This is a genomic window from Streptococcus sanguinis, assembly GCF_003943735.1.
Classification (GTDB): domain Bacteria; phylum Bacillota; class Bacilli; order Lactobacillales; family Streptococcaceae; genus Streptococcus; species Streptococcus sanguinis_E.
On the sequence record NZ_RJMV01000004.1, the window covers coordinates 224,959 to 240,964 of the forward strand.

8 protein-coding genes are annotated in these 16,006 nt (G+C 49.6%); all 8 read right to left on the reverse strand.

Features of this window, described 5'->3' with window-relative positions:
• Window positions 1-11: 11 nt before the first annotated feature.
• Window positions 12-2,393: an accessory Sec system translocase SecA2 gene (gene secA2, locus D8877_RS06800; RefSeq protein ID WP_125352820.1), complete on the reverse strand. Its 2,382-nt coding sequence runs from the start codon at window positions 2,391-2,393 to the stop codon at window positions 12-14.
• The gene (gene asp3, locus D8877_RS06805) at window positions 2,386-2,865 is read right to left on the reverse strand and encodes an accessory Sec system protein Asp3 (protein WP_061592762.1); all 480 of its coding nucleotides are present in this window, start codon (window positions 2,863-2,865) and stop codon (window positions 2,386-2,388) included. The genes secA2 and asp3 overlap by 8 nt, the downstream gene beginning before the upstream one ends.
• Window positions 2,862-4,391, reverse strand: a complete 1,530-nt coding sequence (gene asp2 / locus D8877_RS06810) for an accessory Sec system protein Asp2 (protein WP_125352822.1) — start codon at window positions 4,389-4,391, stop codon at window positions 2,862-2,864. Before asp2 ends, asp3 begins: the two co-directional genes overlap by 4 nt.
• Window positions 4,381-5,961, reverse strand: a complete 1,581-nt coding sequence (gene asp1 / locus D8877_RS06815; RefSeq protein ID WP_125352824.1) for an accessory Sec system protein Asp1 — start codon at window positions 5,959-5,961, stop codon at window positions 4,381-4,383. Before asp1 ends, asp2 begins: the two co-directional genes overlap by 11 nt.
• Before the next feature lie 8 nt (window positions 5,962-5,969).
• Window positions 5,970-7,193 carry an accessory Sec system protein translocase subunit SecY2 gene (secY2, locus tag D8877_RS06820; protein WP_125352826.1) on the reverse strand — a complete coding sequence of 408 codons (1,224 nt, stop codon included), beginning with the start codon at window positions 7,191-7,193 and terminating at the stop codon, window positions 5,970-5,972.
• Between the two features lie 32 nt (window positions 7,194-7,225).
• Window positions 7,226-8,230 carry a sugar transferase gene (locus D8877_RS06825; protein ID WP_125352828.1) on the reverse strand — a complete coding sequence of 335 codons (1,005 nt, stop codon included), beginning with the start codon at window positions 8,228-8,230 and terminating at the stop codon, window positions 7,226-7,228.
• A 16-nt stretch (window positions 8,231-8,246) separates the two neighbouring features.
• Window positions 8,247-11,471: an SP_1767 family glycosyltransferase gene (locus tag D8877_RS06830; protein WP_125352830.1), complete on the reverse strand. Its 3,225-nt coding sequence runs from the start codon at window positions 11,469-11,471 to the stop codon at window positions 8,247-8,249.
• Between the two features lie 346 nt (window positions 11,472-11,817).
• On the reverse strand, window positions 11,818-16,006 hold a 4,189-nt coding region (locus D8877_RS06835; RefSeq protein ID WP_125352837.1), incomplete at its 5' end, for an LPXTG cell wall anchor domain-containing protein.

The following is a 16,006-nucleotide window of genomic DNA, read 5'->3' on the forward strand; positions in this document are numbered from 1 at the left end:
TTCTCCTCGTCTTACGGGAAGTACATGATGACTTCTCCTTTAGGGTTGAGTGCTAATTCACTCATCAAAAGATTCTTGACAATCTGCTGTTTCATGCGCTCCTTCATATATTCAAAGCCATCGTAAGCCTCTTGGTAGTATTCTACCAGAGGATTTTTCATAGAGAAATGCTGACCGCTCAAGGCTGTCTTGAGCTGCTGCAGATAGTCTACCTGCTCGACCCAGTTCTCATCAATAGCCTTGAGAACGGACACCCGCTGAAAATGGGTAAAGAGCTTGTCAGACTTGAGATAGGCTTTCTTTGCCTGCAATTCCTGCTCGGCAATATCCTGCAAGAGCTCTGCAATTTTCTCTGGCGAATAAATATCGAAATCATAAGGAATACGCTCAGCATGATAGCTGAAATGGTCTAAGATAAAGCGATAGAGGTCAGCCCGTGTCGCATAGGACTGCTCATAGGCTGCCTGATGGATGACCTGACTAAGGACACGGTTGATTTCCTCGTCAATCCGCTCTTCGGCTTGAATCAGACGGTTGCGCTCAGCATAGGTAATCTCCCGCTGAATCTTCATACACTGGGCATATTCCAGCGTCATCCGACGGGACATCTTGGCGCTGCTCTCGCTGGCTCTCTGTGCCTTGGCTACTAAGTGTCTAAAGCGGCGCTGCCCCAGCTGGACTGGATGCTGCTGAACTTCTTCAGTAGAGTAGTCCTTATAGAACTTCTTGAGCCAGTCTGGCCCCCACTTCCTGAGCAGGTCATCCTCTAGCGAGATGAAGAACTTACTAATCCCAGGATCACCTTGGCGGCCGGAACGGCCACGAATCTGTAGGTCAATCCGCTGGTTCTCCATCCGTTCAGTACCAATCACCACGAGACCGCCCAAATCTGCGACACCTGGTCCCAGCTTTATATCCGTACCGCGGCCGGCCATGGATGTAGCTACCGTCACCGCACCTTTCTGCCCAGACTCAGCGATGATCTGCGCCTCACGGGCCGCATTGTTGGCATTGAGCAAATTGTGGGCGATGCCTTCTCTCAGCAGTAGGGAAGAGTAAATCTCTGACATCTCAACTGAGCCAGTAAAAATCAAGAGCGGATTGCCTTGGGCATGGTAGTGCTTGACCTCGTCCAGAGAAGCAAAGACTTTTTCTGGCAGGGTCTGGTAAAGCTGGTCTGGCAAATCCTGTCTAATAACTGGCTGGTTGGTCGGGATCTTGATGACAGACATGGAGTAAGTCTCCATAAACTCGCTCTCCACCACCTTGCCGGTTCCAGTCATACCAGAGATTTTCCGGAAGAGCCGGAAAAGATTCTGATAGGTAATGGAAGCCATGGCCCGCGTTTCCTCCGTCAGCTTGACATGCTCCTTGGCCTCAATAGCCTGGTGCTGGCCTCCCTGAAGCCGAGTCATTTCCAGCAGACGGCCGGTTGAGCGATCCAGAAGCACAACTTCTGCCTCTTTGTCACCCTGACGAACAACATAGTCCTTGTCCTTCTTGTAGAGCTTGTGAGCCCGCAAGGCTAGATTGAGGTGGCGGACCAACTCTTGATTTTCCTTGGAGAAAAGATGCTCCAAGTCAAGGAAAGACTCCGCCGCCAGAATACCTTTGGATGTCAGCCAGACTTCATTTTTCTCGTCATCGTAGTGATAATCCTCTTCTTCTTTCAGGGTAGTAATGAAAGTATCCAAAATGGCATAGAAGTTAGACTGAACCCGAGGGGCACCAGAGATAACCAGAGGCGTCTGTGCGCTGTCCAAAAGGATGGAGTCAATCTCGTCTATGATGACATAGTTGAAAGGACTAAGGTATTGACTATCCTTATTCTCTGCTAGATTTTCAATCAGATAGTCAAAGCCCAAGGCACTATTGGTCGTATAGACAATATCTGCCTGATAAATCAGCCGCTTCTGCTTGGGAGTCAAATTTTCAGTCTCATCAGCTACCACCGCTGCCTCAATAGTCAACCCCAGAAAACGATAGACCTGCCCCATTTCCTGAGCGTCCCTCAGAGCCAGATAGGTATTGGTGGTCACCAGCATAGCTCCTTGACCAGATAAGGCATTAAGATAGAGCGGCATGGTAGCCGTCAGAGTCTTGCCCTCCCCTGTAGCCATCTCAGCGACATTGCCCTCATGGAGAACAATCGCCCCCATGACCTGCACATCGTAGGGAAACATGCCCAGCACCCGCTTGTCCGCTTCCCGCACCACAGCATAAGCCTCCGGCAGTAAGTCGTCTAAAGTCTCACCTGCGGTCAGTCTCTTCTTAAATTCCTGAGTTTTCTTTCGCAGCTCAGCATCTGACAAGCCAGCCATTTCTGACTCAAAGCTTTTGACTTTGGCTAAGATTTTCTTTAAGCGCTGAATTTGAAAATGATTTTTAATCATCAGACTCCTCTATGATTTGGTCAATGTTTAGGCAATGAAACTCTAAGGACTCAACTCCTGCACTCAGCAGCTGAACCTTATAGCTATAGGCTTCCTTTGGGTAGGTAAAGATCATACTCTCCGAGCGCTCCACTTGATTGCTGATTTCTTTCTCATAGCGGTCAAAGAAGATGATTTTCAGAAAGACGCTGGATTCAGGATAGGTGGTCATATCTCTAGACAGACAATAGCGAGCTCCCTTTTTGAGCAAGGGGAGAGCAGGCACCTGCCGGTCTCGCTGATAGTTCCATTTGGAAGACCATTCATGGATGGTCTGGCCGGAGGCCATCAGTTTATTTTCAAAAAATATATGTGAAGGGGAATGAATGATAAGGGTAGTGCCATAAAGATAGGTAAAATCAATCATAGTACTAGCCGCTGAAACCCCTCTCAGCTCTCCCCAGTATATACCCTTTCTTTTTTGAATGTTCATTTCTTTCTCCCAAATTCTTTTTCCAATATCATTCGATAGTAATTCATGAACCAAGATATGGCTATAGTGGAGTCATCATTATGGCGGCCAGGGACACCTCTGCTAATCAGCTTGGCCTCAGTCAGATGAAGAGCTGCCACCAGGTCCTCATAGGCCGTCGGATCATAGTCCTCTTCTTTCATATAGGCGATACCAAAGGTCGTCCGGCTGAAATCAGCCTTCTCAAACTTACGCCAGTAGCGTTGATTCAACTCCTCTACATGCTCCTTATCTTTGCCACCCGTGTGACGGTGAAGGACATCTAGAGCCGTCGGAAAGACCTTGGGCAGGCGTAAACGACCACGTTGGGCAATAGTCCCTAAATTTCCCAAGGGCTTGGACAAAACGATGGCTCGCGGACGAAACTCTGATCCGTAATAAACCGCACCGTAGGTTCCCATAGACATGCCCGATAGGATCAAATCACGCTCGGTAAAGCCCAGAAAATCTAAATGCTCTTGGATAATCTTATGAATACTGCTCTCCAGCTCCTGACTGCCCAGATAAAACATACCGCCATCCACGCGCGGATCTGAAAACAAGAGAAAAGGACAGCCCAGACTCCGCATCATCCCAAAGCCCTCGAAGCCTTCCGCCCGACGGTAACCAGAAAAATAAACAGCCAAAGGCGGCTTCAAATCACCCGGATAAAAGAAATAATTAATCTCCTGACGGTGGCTATCGCGAAAAATCTTTCCACCCAGAACATACTTACCAAACTCAAAGCGGGTCAGACGCTGATGCAGAGCGCCGACCTGAATCCGTCCCTCGCCTCTAGCCTCCAGACTGACGCCCAGATAGGAAGTAAAGTCATTGTCCAGAACCATGGATTCCCGCATATCCTCTTCTGCGAAAACAGTCTCGCGAGCAATGTCCGCAGTCGAGCCTTCTTGGATATTATAGAGACGCAACCGCAGCTCACAGCTGCCGGACTTTTCATACTCAAGCCAGAGCTCAACTGGATTGGAGGCATTGGCCACGACATTGTATTTCCAAGAGAGGACAGGCTGAAAGTCCTGACCAAAGTCACCTTCCAGCTCTAGATTTTCATATCCATTGTAGCAAATCTTGCCCCGAAAGCCGGGACTGACCACCATATCGAGCGGTGTCATCTTATCGCCATACTGACCGGAAAAGAGAGCCTTGGACAGCTTGCGGACCAGGTCAGCTCGATCACCCATATCCGTTGGCTGAGCGCAGTGACGCTTGAGGAAATATTCAATATCCGCTTCCTGGGTTTCCTGTTCTTTGTCATAGAAAACCGTATGGGGGACAATCCTGTCTTCAATCATAAATAAATCCGGAATCAGACGCAGGTCATCAACCAAAATCGCATCGAACTTGGCAATCTTATCCATTTCCATGACCTTTTTAAGAGCCAGACTGGAATTTGGAAAGAAATAATACCAAGCCATATTGTCTGGAATGGCAAGCTCCTTGCTCCAGTCGCTTGAGCCAATCTGTAAGATTTTCAGCTTATTTTGCATTCTCAGCCTCCTTGAGCCACTGCTCCCACCGGCCAATCAGCTCCAGACCAGTATTATGATGGATTTTTTCAATAGAATAAATCAGGGCCTGGTTCCAATTTTTCAAACCTTCCAAGTAATAATCTGCAGCAGTCGGAAGATCAGAGATAGAATCCAAGATATAGCCATTTTGCAGATGGGTCACATAGTCCGAGCCCACCAGATTGATCTGCGGAATCCCAGCAGAAATCCCAGCAATCTGTGTATAGAGATTGGGCTGCTCACTTAGGTCAATGATTAACCGCGTATCGTCCAGCTCTTGAATCAAGCTGAGCTCGTCCGTGATATTCTTAATGGTGAAGCGGAGGTCCTGCTCCTGATTTTCCAGCAGGGCATTCTCAGCCTGCTCACTGCGACGGTAGTTCTTGACAAATTCATACCGATTCAGATATTCATCAATAACCTCCTGCACCTTGGTCTCCACCTTTTGGATTCCTTCCTGCCAAGCATTATAAACACCGATAGTCAGCTCTGTATCCGGATGCTTGGCCACATAGTGGAGAACCTTGAAGATGGCATAGTCATTAAGCCCTTCTTCCAGATTAATCTGATAAAAAATCTTGGATTCACGGCGGCGTTGGCTCTTGCCCAGCTGCAGACGGGTATCAAAAGGCGACAGGTAATGCACCTTCTGAGCCTGCCTAGGCAGGTAGCGCTGGATAGCCTTCTTGAAATCCATACGATCAGTCAAGACTAAATCTGCCTGCTGCAAATCTGCTTCTAGAGCTGACCAATCCACTGTATGATTGCGCTCGTGGAAAAAGCTGAGAATGATTTGAACATTCTTGGGCAATAAGCGCAAAATGGCTTGAGTGTATAAGGGATGCGTTGCTAGGACAAACCGGCTGTCCTCTCCTGCATTGCGCTCGATATAGTGTCCCAATTTCTCCAAGATTAAGTCCGGCATCCGCTCATACTCCAGCTTATCAAAGTCCAGTAAGTAAGCAGGGTTGACCTCTACCCGACTGTCGTCAGGCTTGAGATGCTCACGAATCCGCCAATCACCATCCGGCTGCAGGTAGTCCTGATAAAGGGGCTGCCCCTCTTCATAATAGGTGATACTGGAGACAAAGCCCCGATCATCAAAGATATAAAATTTCTCCAGCTGGTCATCCTTGAAAAACTTGATGAAGCTGACAAAGCCTTCTACTCCAAACTCGACATGGGCATAGAGCTGTTCCTGCCTGCGAACCATGATTAGAAAGGGCGTATAGACAAACTCGCAGTCTGGTTCCCAGTCCAGATCCTTGATTTGCAAGACCTGCATTTCTTTAGACTGGATTCCCTGAATCTCATCAAAGACCGAGTAATAGTCCGTCTCAAAAATATCCTGCCGATGCAAGAGATAGCGGGCATGTGGCATATAGGCTGGCAAAAGCAGCTGGACTGGCAGATTTTCACTTTGGAAAATCCGAATCTGATGAATCGAGTCATCAAACTCCAGTCGCTGCATGGAGCGATACCAAGGGACAATATCCCGGTGCCAAACCCGATCCCCACTGCCACTCCATGAAGGAATAAAGTAATACATAGTTTCTCCTACAACAATGAACGATAACGGTCATTAAGCGTCAAGGCATCCACCTCGTCCTTAATAGAAAAGACCATCCCGATAAAAATCATAAAAATCCCCGGAATCATGCTGAGCCGCAGATAGCGAATGTCCAGAAGCACCACCAACATAGGCAGGCCAGAAATCAGGATAAGATAGAAAGCCCCCACTAGAGCAAAATAGGTCACCAAACCATTGATATACCGGCGGGTTGCTGCTCCGGGATAAACATTTTCAATATACTCTCCACTCTTTTGCATCCGCTCAGCAATCTGGTCGCCACTGATATTGATAAAGGCGAAGGCCAGTGCCAGGATGAAAATAGTCAGCAGATAGAGGATAAACCAAGCTGGACTTCCCATAGACAGCGCTTCTATCCACTGCTCAATCATCTGGTTGTTCGGCTGGAGAAAGTGGATAATCAAAAGGAAATACTGGGGAATGCTGACCAAGGTCATAGCGTACATAATCGGCATCCCACCAGCAGGATTCAGACGAATATCCAGATAAGAGTATTTCTTGAAACGGTTATGGATATTGATCTTATTGACTGGAATCCGGTACTTGGAGCGCTCGACGGTCACAGCCAAATAGAGAAAGACTAGGCTGAAAACCAGCAGCAAGCCCAGCCAAAGAGATGAAATCTTCAGCTCTTGAATGGAATGCCAGATGTCCTGCGGAATGTAGGCAATCATGCTGGCCATGACAATCATGATGGAGCCGCCAAGTCCCATAGCAGCATTCAAATCCGTCAGCCAGATGAGAAAGTAGGTTCCAGCCATCAAGACTAAGGGATCTAAGACGATAATCGTAGTCATATCCACCCCACCTGCTTCTTGCAGTGGCAAGTTTAGGACCAGTGCCACAGACTGTATCAAGGCAATGACCAAAGTCAGCAGCATCCGCCGCCTTTCCTGCACTTCCAGAGGGAGCTTACTCAAGCCTAGGCGCTTGGACACAGCAAACATCTGCCAGATCAGCATAGAGGACATCCAAGGAGACAGGCCGACAGAAAAGAGCGACATACTGCGCAGATTCCCCCCCATCAGGGCTGTCGCATAGTTCAAGGTCGTAGAGGTTCCGTCCATGGCAGCTGCCTTACTCATATCAACGAAAGGCAGGGTCAGCTTGGTTCCCAAGACATAGATAAATAAGAAAAATAAGGTCCACAGAAACTTCTTGATAATGACCGGTTTAAAAAATGACTTCACACTGACTCCTCATGACGATGGCTGGAGGGACTCTAAGATAAGACTTCCATCACCGCATCTACTAAGACTTTCTTGCTAAAATAACCTTCCTTGAGCAAGAAAGAGAAATTTCTAACCCGCTCGACCATAGCCTGATACTCCTCGGCAGTCAGGCTTTCTACGATCCGACTGGCCTCTTCCAGACTGTCTACGACAAAGCCCAGACCGCGCTCGCGAATCAGCTCTGCATTGGACAGGTAAGAAGGAACGATGACCGGAATCCCGGCTGCCAAATAGGTGGCAGACTTATGAGAGATATTAAGACCGTAGTATTCCGGCTCGTCTGCTGGATTTTCCTCAACGCCCCAGACCAGACCCAGACCGCCCTTGGACAGCTCCAAGAGCAACTCTGGCCGGCTGACCCAGCCGCGATAGCTGACATTGGCCTCTGGATTTGACTTTTCTTCAGGCGAAAAAATCTCTAGCGGCATTGCATAAGACCAATTAATCAGATGTGGAAAACGCTCCACACTTCCTGCGAAATACAGCTTAGGCACAAACTGAGGCTGGTGCAGGGACAGATCATAAGGATGATCCCACATGCGCTGGACCAAAATCTTGTCCACCGTCAGCCCCTCTGCCAGCAGCTTGTCCCGCATCTGCTCAGAAGGAACGATGACTACATCTGACTGATTGTACATATCGATATACTCTGGCATCAGATAGTAGTTTGACGGGAACATCAGTGGCGGTACATCATGGATAAAGGTAATCAGCTTGGCCTGCAAAATCTTGAGCTTGCTGATAAAGGCCTGGTCAAACTCCCGGCCATTCCAAGTCGGCGACTGATAGATAACCACATCGCCATAGCCTACACTAGCCATGATACCGTCCAGACGCCGACTGAGCTCCGACTGGCTATCGCTGTAAATATCGTAAAAGTAAAAACTCAGTTCATTAAAGCCCAGCTGCTTGGCTAGCTTGGTCACATCATTCTGGGCAATCAAGGCCGTACTCTGGCCAGACATACCGTATAGATTGGTAATATTAACTTTCATATTCTTTTTCTAATCTTCATTCCTGAGCCAGATTGGCAACAATCTGACTGTCATAAGCTTGGTCATCTCTAAACTCAATATCCTGATCAAAGTTGTGCTCAGCCGTATGCTTGTGCGACAGCTTGACCTTGTGGCTAGCCCCCATCTGGAACCACTCATACTCCGAGTCAATATGCCCAATATCCAGCGCCCGATAACCTTCCTGAACCAGATCATAGACCAAGACCTTGGCCGTCGGACCCAGCATGGTCAAAATCAGACGATTGTCCGCATGCTCTCGGACAGCCTGCTTGATGGCCTCCAGCTTGCTGTAGGCGTTGCGCGAAGGACAGATAATCCGCTTGATGGACCTAGCCCCGTCAAAGAGGTCATTGCCCACACCAGAGCGGGAAGTCAAGCCCTCTACTATCAAGAGGTCCTTGTCCTGCCAAAGCTGCTTGAGCTTGGCAAAATAACCCGCAGACGGTGTCTTATCTTCCAAGTCGATATAAGGACGGGAAATAAAGGTCGAGCCATACCAAGGCGCTCGGCAAATATTTTTATATTTCTCAAGAAAATGTGGCAAGTGATTTAGACTCCAGAAATTCTGGGCATCGATGGAATAGCGCTCTAGCCCTGTAAAGACATCGGGCAGACAGATCATCAAATGCTCATCGCTTTCCATAGACATAATCTCTCTCAAGCGTGCTGACAGCTCTGGATCAAAGTCCTGATAGACGATACTACGGCCCGCAACCAAATCCATCTCCCCATCTCCAAAACGAACCACTGAAGCACCTTTCTCCAAGAGATAATCCAGTGATTGGTTGATAGAGAGGACAGAAATCTGCCGCTCTTCGGACTCAGGCAAGCGCAGGGACTCAATAGCCCGCACCATGACTTCAGGATGACTGGCAGGAAAGACCTCCTGCCCCTGCTGGCCATGGACTGTGCTGTCAAAGGCAAAGACTGGCTTGCCAGCAGACTTAAAGCGAGCAATAATGTCCCCTACCTCATCACCGGCATTGATATCCAGCAGCAGCTGAGACTTGGCTTCCAGTGACTCCAAGAGAGCCGGAATACCAGCAATATCTGAGCTGACGCTGACATTAGGATACTGGAGCAGACGCGTGATTGGCTCTGCCACCACTACCGGTGCCGCGATGTAAAAATGACAGGTAGGCAGGGCTTGAATCAGATAGTTGATATGCATCAGGTCACAAGAATAGGTGTAGACTAGGCAGGACAGACTTGAGCCCCCTTCACCTTCCACCATCTTTTGAGTCAGGGCTCCGACTGGCTCCTGCATATCCGACCAATCCAGTCCCTGATAGAACCACCAGACCTCACGATAGATAGACTGGGTATACTCTTTCCAAGGCTTGCGCTCGGTCAGATAGTGAATCACAGGCGGATAGAGACCTTTTTCTGGCTCATAGTCCGAGAAAGTCGTGTGCAGCGTAATGCAGTTATAAGCAAAAGGCAGCTCCATCCAGCGGTTTTCAAAGAGCATATTGAGAATGCTTTGGTCATCCTGAGTAACTTTATCATGTAAGTTATCAGTCATCTCAATCAATTGACCCGCAATATCGTTTTCTCTCCAGTAGTTCACATTAATCAGTAAAACACCTGAATTAAAAATCTGCTCGCCAAAGTATACTTCTCCACCCAGATCTCTTACCGCTCCAAGCGGATGGGATCCCAAATCAAGTGCAAAAATTTCTGATAAGTCACGTGTAACTACAATATCACAGTCCAAATAAAGGGCTTGATCTTCCTCTACAAAAGTGGCCGTAAAATATCTCAAAAAAACTGAATAATGGATATTTGTCTTATATTGACTAATATGACTGCCATCCACCCGAGCATTGATGATCTGGCAGTCCAGCTTGGCCAGTTTTTTCTGCACGCTGACAAACCACTCTGTTGGAAAGTCACTGTTGATGACATAAAACTTGATAAAGCGATTGTGGCAGACGATGGACTTAATGGTGGTTAAGACCTGCTCACTATAGGTAGCATTAGCCGCCAGCACCACAGCACGAAAGGCTTGCGGCTTCTCTTTTTTCATCAGACTGCGCAGCTTTCTCAACATCTCCTGAGGGTGCTCATGGGGATAGACCAGTTCTTCCTTTTCATTTTTCTTAGTATTGTCAAAAGCCAGAACTGGCTTGCCAAGTGTCTTGAAACGACTGCTCAGTTCATAGTGCTCGTTCCCATGGTGAATATCCAAATAGACCTGGCACTTATCAATGAGCTCATCCAGCACTGCATGGATAACCTGCGGATAGAGATGGATATTTTCATAGCGATCCAAAGAACGCAGATAATCTCCCATATCTGTGTAACAGGCTATATAAAAATGAACGCTAGGCAGGGACTGGGCTAAAAACTCAATCTGCTCTAGCTCTTGCACATCTGTCAGGAGCATACAGTTGAGAGCGGCCTTCTCCCAACGGTCCTGCATCTCAAACTTTCCCCGATGATGGGCTAAAACATCCTCCAGACTCAAGGCCTGAAAGTCCCACCAAAGCTGACGGTAGCGATAGCTGATCTCCGAATTCCAAGGCTTACGATAAGTCGTATAATGAATAATCATCGGTTCCTTATCCAGCTCAAAATGCCAATTCCAGCCGCTGTAAAAGGCCACCAAATCATGGCCTACCTGCAGATTGTAAATCTTATCCAAGGGCAGCCAGTCCTGAGCCAGCACATGATTTAAAACCGTCTGATCGCCGTTGAAATCCTCCATCTGGCCAGACTGGACCAAGTCCATGATGCGGTCCGTTTCCTTGATAAAGGTCTCCTGCAGCTGCCTTTCTTTCCATGCTCGATTATCAATTAGCAGAACTCCAGAGTTAAATCCGTAACCACCGGCATCTCCAACCGCTGCAACAAGCTTGCCTTCTAGAAAAATATCAAATAAAGGCTGCAAATCTCTATTGACCACCAGATCGCTGTCCAGATAAAGGACGCGCTCCTCTGCTACAAACTGCGGAATGAAATAGCGTGCATAGGCTGCTGAGCTGATATGGTCCTGAGTCAGCCACTCTGGACTGATCATCACTTGGTCCAAGCTGATATTAATTAGTTCACTATCCAGCTGCTCGGCCAGCTCATTAAATTCATGAAACCATTCGTCACTTAATCCTTGATTGAAAACATAGATTTTTGCATTTTTATTGTAATACAAAATCGACTTAATTGCAGTCGAAACTTGCTCTTGATAGGCCTGATCCCCAACCAAAACAATCGTTTTCATTTTTTCCCTTACTCTTTCATTTCATAAACTCTAAAACATCATTTCTATACTTGATATTATATAAAATATTGTCCAAAAAATCTATATTCTCAAGGACTTTCCTGCAGAATAAAGGACACTTTTTTTCTACTAAATTGTCAAAAAAACAGGAAGTTGTCAAAACTTCCTGTTTCTATTGCCTCTCGGTTTCTTTTTACTAATTCCTAATCTAGGATTTTAGGAAGCAAGCACCAGAAATTATCAAGTTAATTCCCTTACGACTTACTCTGCCCATCACTTCCACAGCTCACTAACTTAGTGAACTTTTGACGGACTACAAAGATAAACTGATTGGCTCTATTTACTGCTACTCCTCAGAGTCGCTTTTCTTTTTACGTCTCTTGAAGGCCAAGCCCAATGCTCCTAAGCCCAGAGCCAGGATGGAAGCCTTGCTCTCCGTTTCCCCTGTCTGAGGCAGACGACCTCTGGAAATCAGATCCAGCTCAGACTGTCTTGCTGAAGCGGACAGACTTTCGGATGTGCTCTGACTAGCTGACAGGCTCGTAGACAGGCTTTCCGATACAGACTGACTGACACGGGCAAGCTCGCTGAGGCTGACTGTTGCTGATAGTGACTCACTTGTAGAAAGGCTAAGTGAATAGAATTCCTTCTCATGAACCAGATCCAGCTGACTATGCAAGACTGAGGTGCTGGTGCTCAGTGAGGTAGACTCGCTGATTGACTGAGAATCACTAATCGAAGCACTTTCTGAACCAGACAGACTAGCTGAAGTACTTGCGGATTCTGAGGCACTTACTGAAGCAGATATACTTGCCAACGCTAAAGCAGATGCACTTACTGAAGTGGATTCGCTTGCTGATACAGATGCACTCGTCGAGGCGGACGTGCTGGCAGATACAGATGCACTCGTCGAGGCCGACGTACTTGCACTTACTGATGCGCTCGTGGACGCTGAGGTGCTTGCAGATACTGATGCACTCGTTGAAGCGGACGCACTTGCACTTACGGACGCGCTCGTCGATGCGGACGTGCTTGCGCTTACAGATGCACTCGTTGAGGCAGATGTACTTGCAGACACAGAAGCGCTCGTCGATGCGGACTCACTCGCTTTCGCAGATGAGCTAGTTGAAGCTGACTCACTTGCACTCACTGACGCACTCGTCGACGCGGACGTACTTGCACTTACTGATGCGCTCGTGGACGCTGAGGTGCTTGCAGATACTGATGCACTCGTTGAAGCGGACGTGCTTGCACTTACTGATGCACTCGTTGAGGCAGACGTGCTTGCGCTCACTGACGCACTTGTCGACGCGGACGTACTTGCGCTTACCGACGCACTCGTCGATGCTGACATGCTTGCGCTTACTGACGCGCTGGTCGATGCTGAGGTGCTTGCACTTACTGACGCACTCGTTGAAGCGGACGTACTTGCACTCACTGACGCACTCGTTGAGGCAGACGTGCTGGCACTTACTGAGGCGCTCGTTGAGGCGGACGTACTTGCGCTCACGGATGCACTTGTGGACGCTGAGGTACTTGCACTTACTGATGCACTTGTCGATGCAGATGTACTTGCACTTACTGACGCACTTGTTGATGCTGACGTGCTGGCACTCACTGACGCGCTTGTTGATGCAGATGTGCTGGCACTCACTGACGCGCTGGTTGACGCTGACGTACTTGCACTTACTGATGCACTCGTTGAAGCAGATGTGCTGGCACTTACTGATGCACTTGTCGATGCAGATGTACTTGCACTTACTGACGCGCTCGTGGAGGCTGAGGTACTTGCAGATACAGATGCACTCGTGGAGGCGGACTCGCTCGCTTTCGCAGATGAGCTTGTTGAAGCCGACGTGCTTGCTGAAACTGAAGCACTCGTCGACGCGGACGTACTTGCGGATACTGACGCACTTGTTGATGCGGATGTACTTGCTGATACAGAGGCACTTGTGGACGCTGACGTGCTGGCGCTCACGGACGCACTCGTTGAAGCTGAGGTGCTTGCACTTACTGACGCACTCGTCGACGCGGACGTACTTGCACTTACTGAGGCACTTGTCGACGCGGACGTACTTGCTGAAACTGAAGCACTCGTTGAAGCGGATGTGCTGGCGCTTACTGAGGCGCTCGTGGACGCGGACGTACTTGCTGATACGGACGCACTCGTTGACGCTGAGGTGCTTGCACTCACAGATGCACTGGTTGAAGCTGACGTACTTGCGCTCACTGACGCGCTAGTAGATGCGGACGTGCTAGCAGATACAGACGCACTTGTCGATGCTGAGGTACTTGCACTTACTGATGCGCTCGTTGAGGCAGACGTGCTTGCACTTACTGACGCACTCGTTGAAGCAGACGTGCTGGCGCTTACTGATGCGCTCGTCGATGCGGACGTACTTGCTGAAACTGATGCGCTCGTGGAAGCAGACGTACTTGCAGATACGGATGCACTCGTTGAAGCGGACGTACTTGCGCTCACTGATGCGCTCGTTGATGCCGAGGTGCTTGCACTTACGGATGCGCTAGTAGACGCTGAGGTGCTTGCACTCACAGATGCACTCGTTGAAGCGGACGTACTTGCGGATACCGACGCACTCGTCGAGGCTGAGGTACTTGCGCTGACTGACGCACTTGTCGATGCGGACGTGCTTGCTGAAACTGATGCGCTCGTGGAAGCAGACGTACTTGCAGATACGGATGCACTCGTTGAAGCGGACGTACTTGCGCTCACTGATGCGCTCGTTGATGCCGAGGTGCTTGCACTTACGGATGCGCTCATGGATGCCGAGGTGCTTGCACTTACGGACGCGCTCGTCGACGCGGACGTACTTGCGGATACAGATGCACTGGTGGACGCTGAGGTGCTTGCACTCACAGATGCACTCGTGGAAGCGGACGTGCTTGCGCTTACGGACGCACTTGTTGATGCAGACGTACTTGCACTTACTGATGCACTCGTGGAAGCGGACGTACTTGCGCTCACTGATGCACTCGTGGAAGCTGAGGTACTTGCACTTACAGATGCACTCGTGGACGCTGATGTACTTGCTGATACCGACGCGCTAGTAGACGCGGACGTGCTGGCAGACACAGATGCACTCGTTGAGGCCGACGTACTTGCTGACACGGATGCACTTGTTGAGGCGGACGTGCTGGCACTTACTGATGCACTTGTGGATGCTGAGGTGCTTGCACTTACTGACGCACTCGTGGACGCGGAGGTGCTTGCACTCACTGACGCGCTAGTAGACGCTGACGTACTTGCACTTACTGATGCACTCGTTGAAGCGGACGTGCTGGCACTCACAGATGCACTCGTTGAAACAGACGTACTTGCACTTACGGATGCACTCGTGGAAGCGGACGTACTTGCGGAAACTGAGGCGCTCGTGGACGCTGAGGTACTTGCGGATACTGAGGCACTCGTTGAGGCCGACGTACTTGCACTCACTGACGCACTCGTCGATGCGGACGTGCTGGCGCTCACAGACGCGCTGGTGGACGCTGAGGTACTTGCACTTACCGACGCACTCGTTGAAGCGGACGTGCTTGCGCTTACCGACGCGCTAGTTGACGCTGAAGTACTTGCGGATACAGATGCGCTCGTCGAGGCAGACTCACTTGCTGATACTGACGCGCTCGTCGAGGCGGACGTGCTTGCACTTACTGACGCGCTCGTGGAGGCTGAGGTGCTTGCAGATACTGACGCACTCGTCGAAGCAGACGTACTTGCACTTACTGATGCACTCGTGGACGCGGACGTGCTTGCGCTTACCGACGCACTCGTCGATGCTGAGGTACTTGCACTTACCGACGCGCTCGTNGAGGCTGAGGTGCTTGCGCTGACTGACGCGCTAGTAGACGCTGAGGTGCTTGCTGAAACTGATGCACTCGTGGACGCTGAGGTACTTGCGGATACCGACGCACTCGTCGATGCTGAGGTACTTGCGCTTACCGACGCACTTGTCGATGCGGACGTGCTGGCGCTCACAGACGCGCTGGTGGACGCTGAGGTACTTGCACTTACCGACGCACTCGTTGAAGCGGACGTGCTTGCGCTTACCGACGCGCTAGTTGACGCTGAAGTACTTGCGGATACAGATGCGCTTGTGGACGCTGACGTGCTGGCACTTACTGACGCACTCATTGACGCTGAGGTACTTGCGCTTACGGATGCACTGGTTGAAGCGGATGTACTTGCACTTACCGACGCGCTCGTGGAGGCAGACTCACTTGCTGATACTGACGCGCTCGTCGAGGCGGACGTGCTTGCACTTACTGACGCGCTCGTCGAGGCTGAGGTGCTTGCAGATACTGACGCACTCGTCGAAGCAGACGTACTTGCACTTACTGATGCACTCGTGGACGCGGACATGCTTGCGCTTACCGACGCACTCGTCGATGCTGAGGTACTTGCACTTACCGACGCGCTCGTGGAGGCTGAGGTGCTTGCGCTGACTGACGCGCTAGTAGACGCTGAGGTGCTTGCTGAAACTGATGCACTCGTGGACGCTGAGGTACTTGCGGATACC

Excerpts from the sequence above, each read along its gene's own strand:
- D8877_RS06825 (WP_125352828.1), bottom strand. The coding sequence starts at position 8,230 with ATGAAAGTTAATATTACCAATCTATACGGTATGTCTGGCCAGAGTACG.
- D8877_RS06830 (WP_125352830.1), bottom strand. The coding sequence starts at position 11,471 with ATGAAAACGATTGTTTTGGTTGGGGATCAGGCCTATCAAGAGCAAGTT.
- asp2 (WP_125352822.1), bottom strand. The coding sequence starts at position 4,391 with ATGCAAAATAAGCTGAAAATCTTACAGATTGGCTCAAGCGACTGGAGC.
- asp3 (WP_061592762.1), bottom strand. The coding sequence starts at position 2,865 with ATGAACATTCAAAAAAGAAAGGGTATATACTGGGGAGAGCTGAGAGGG.
- asp1 (WP_125352824.1), bottom strand. The coding sequence starts at position 5,961 with ATGTATTACTTTATTCCTTCATGGAGTGGCAGTGGGGATCGGGTTTGG.
- secA2 (WP_125352820.1), bottom strand. The coding sequence starts at position 2,393 with ATGATTAAAAATCATTTTCAAATTCAGCGCTTAAAGAAAATCTTAGCC.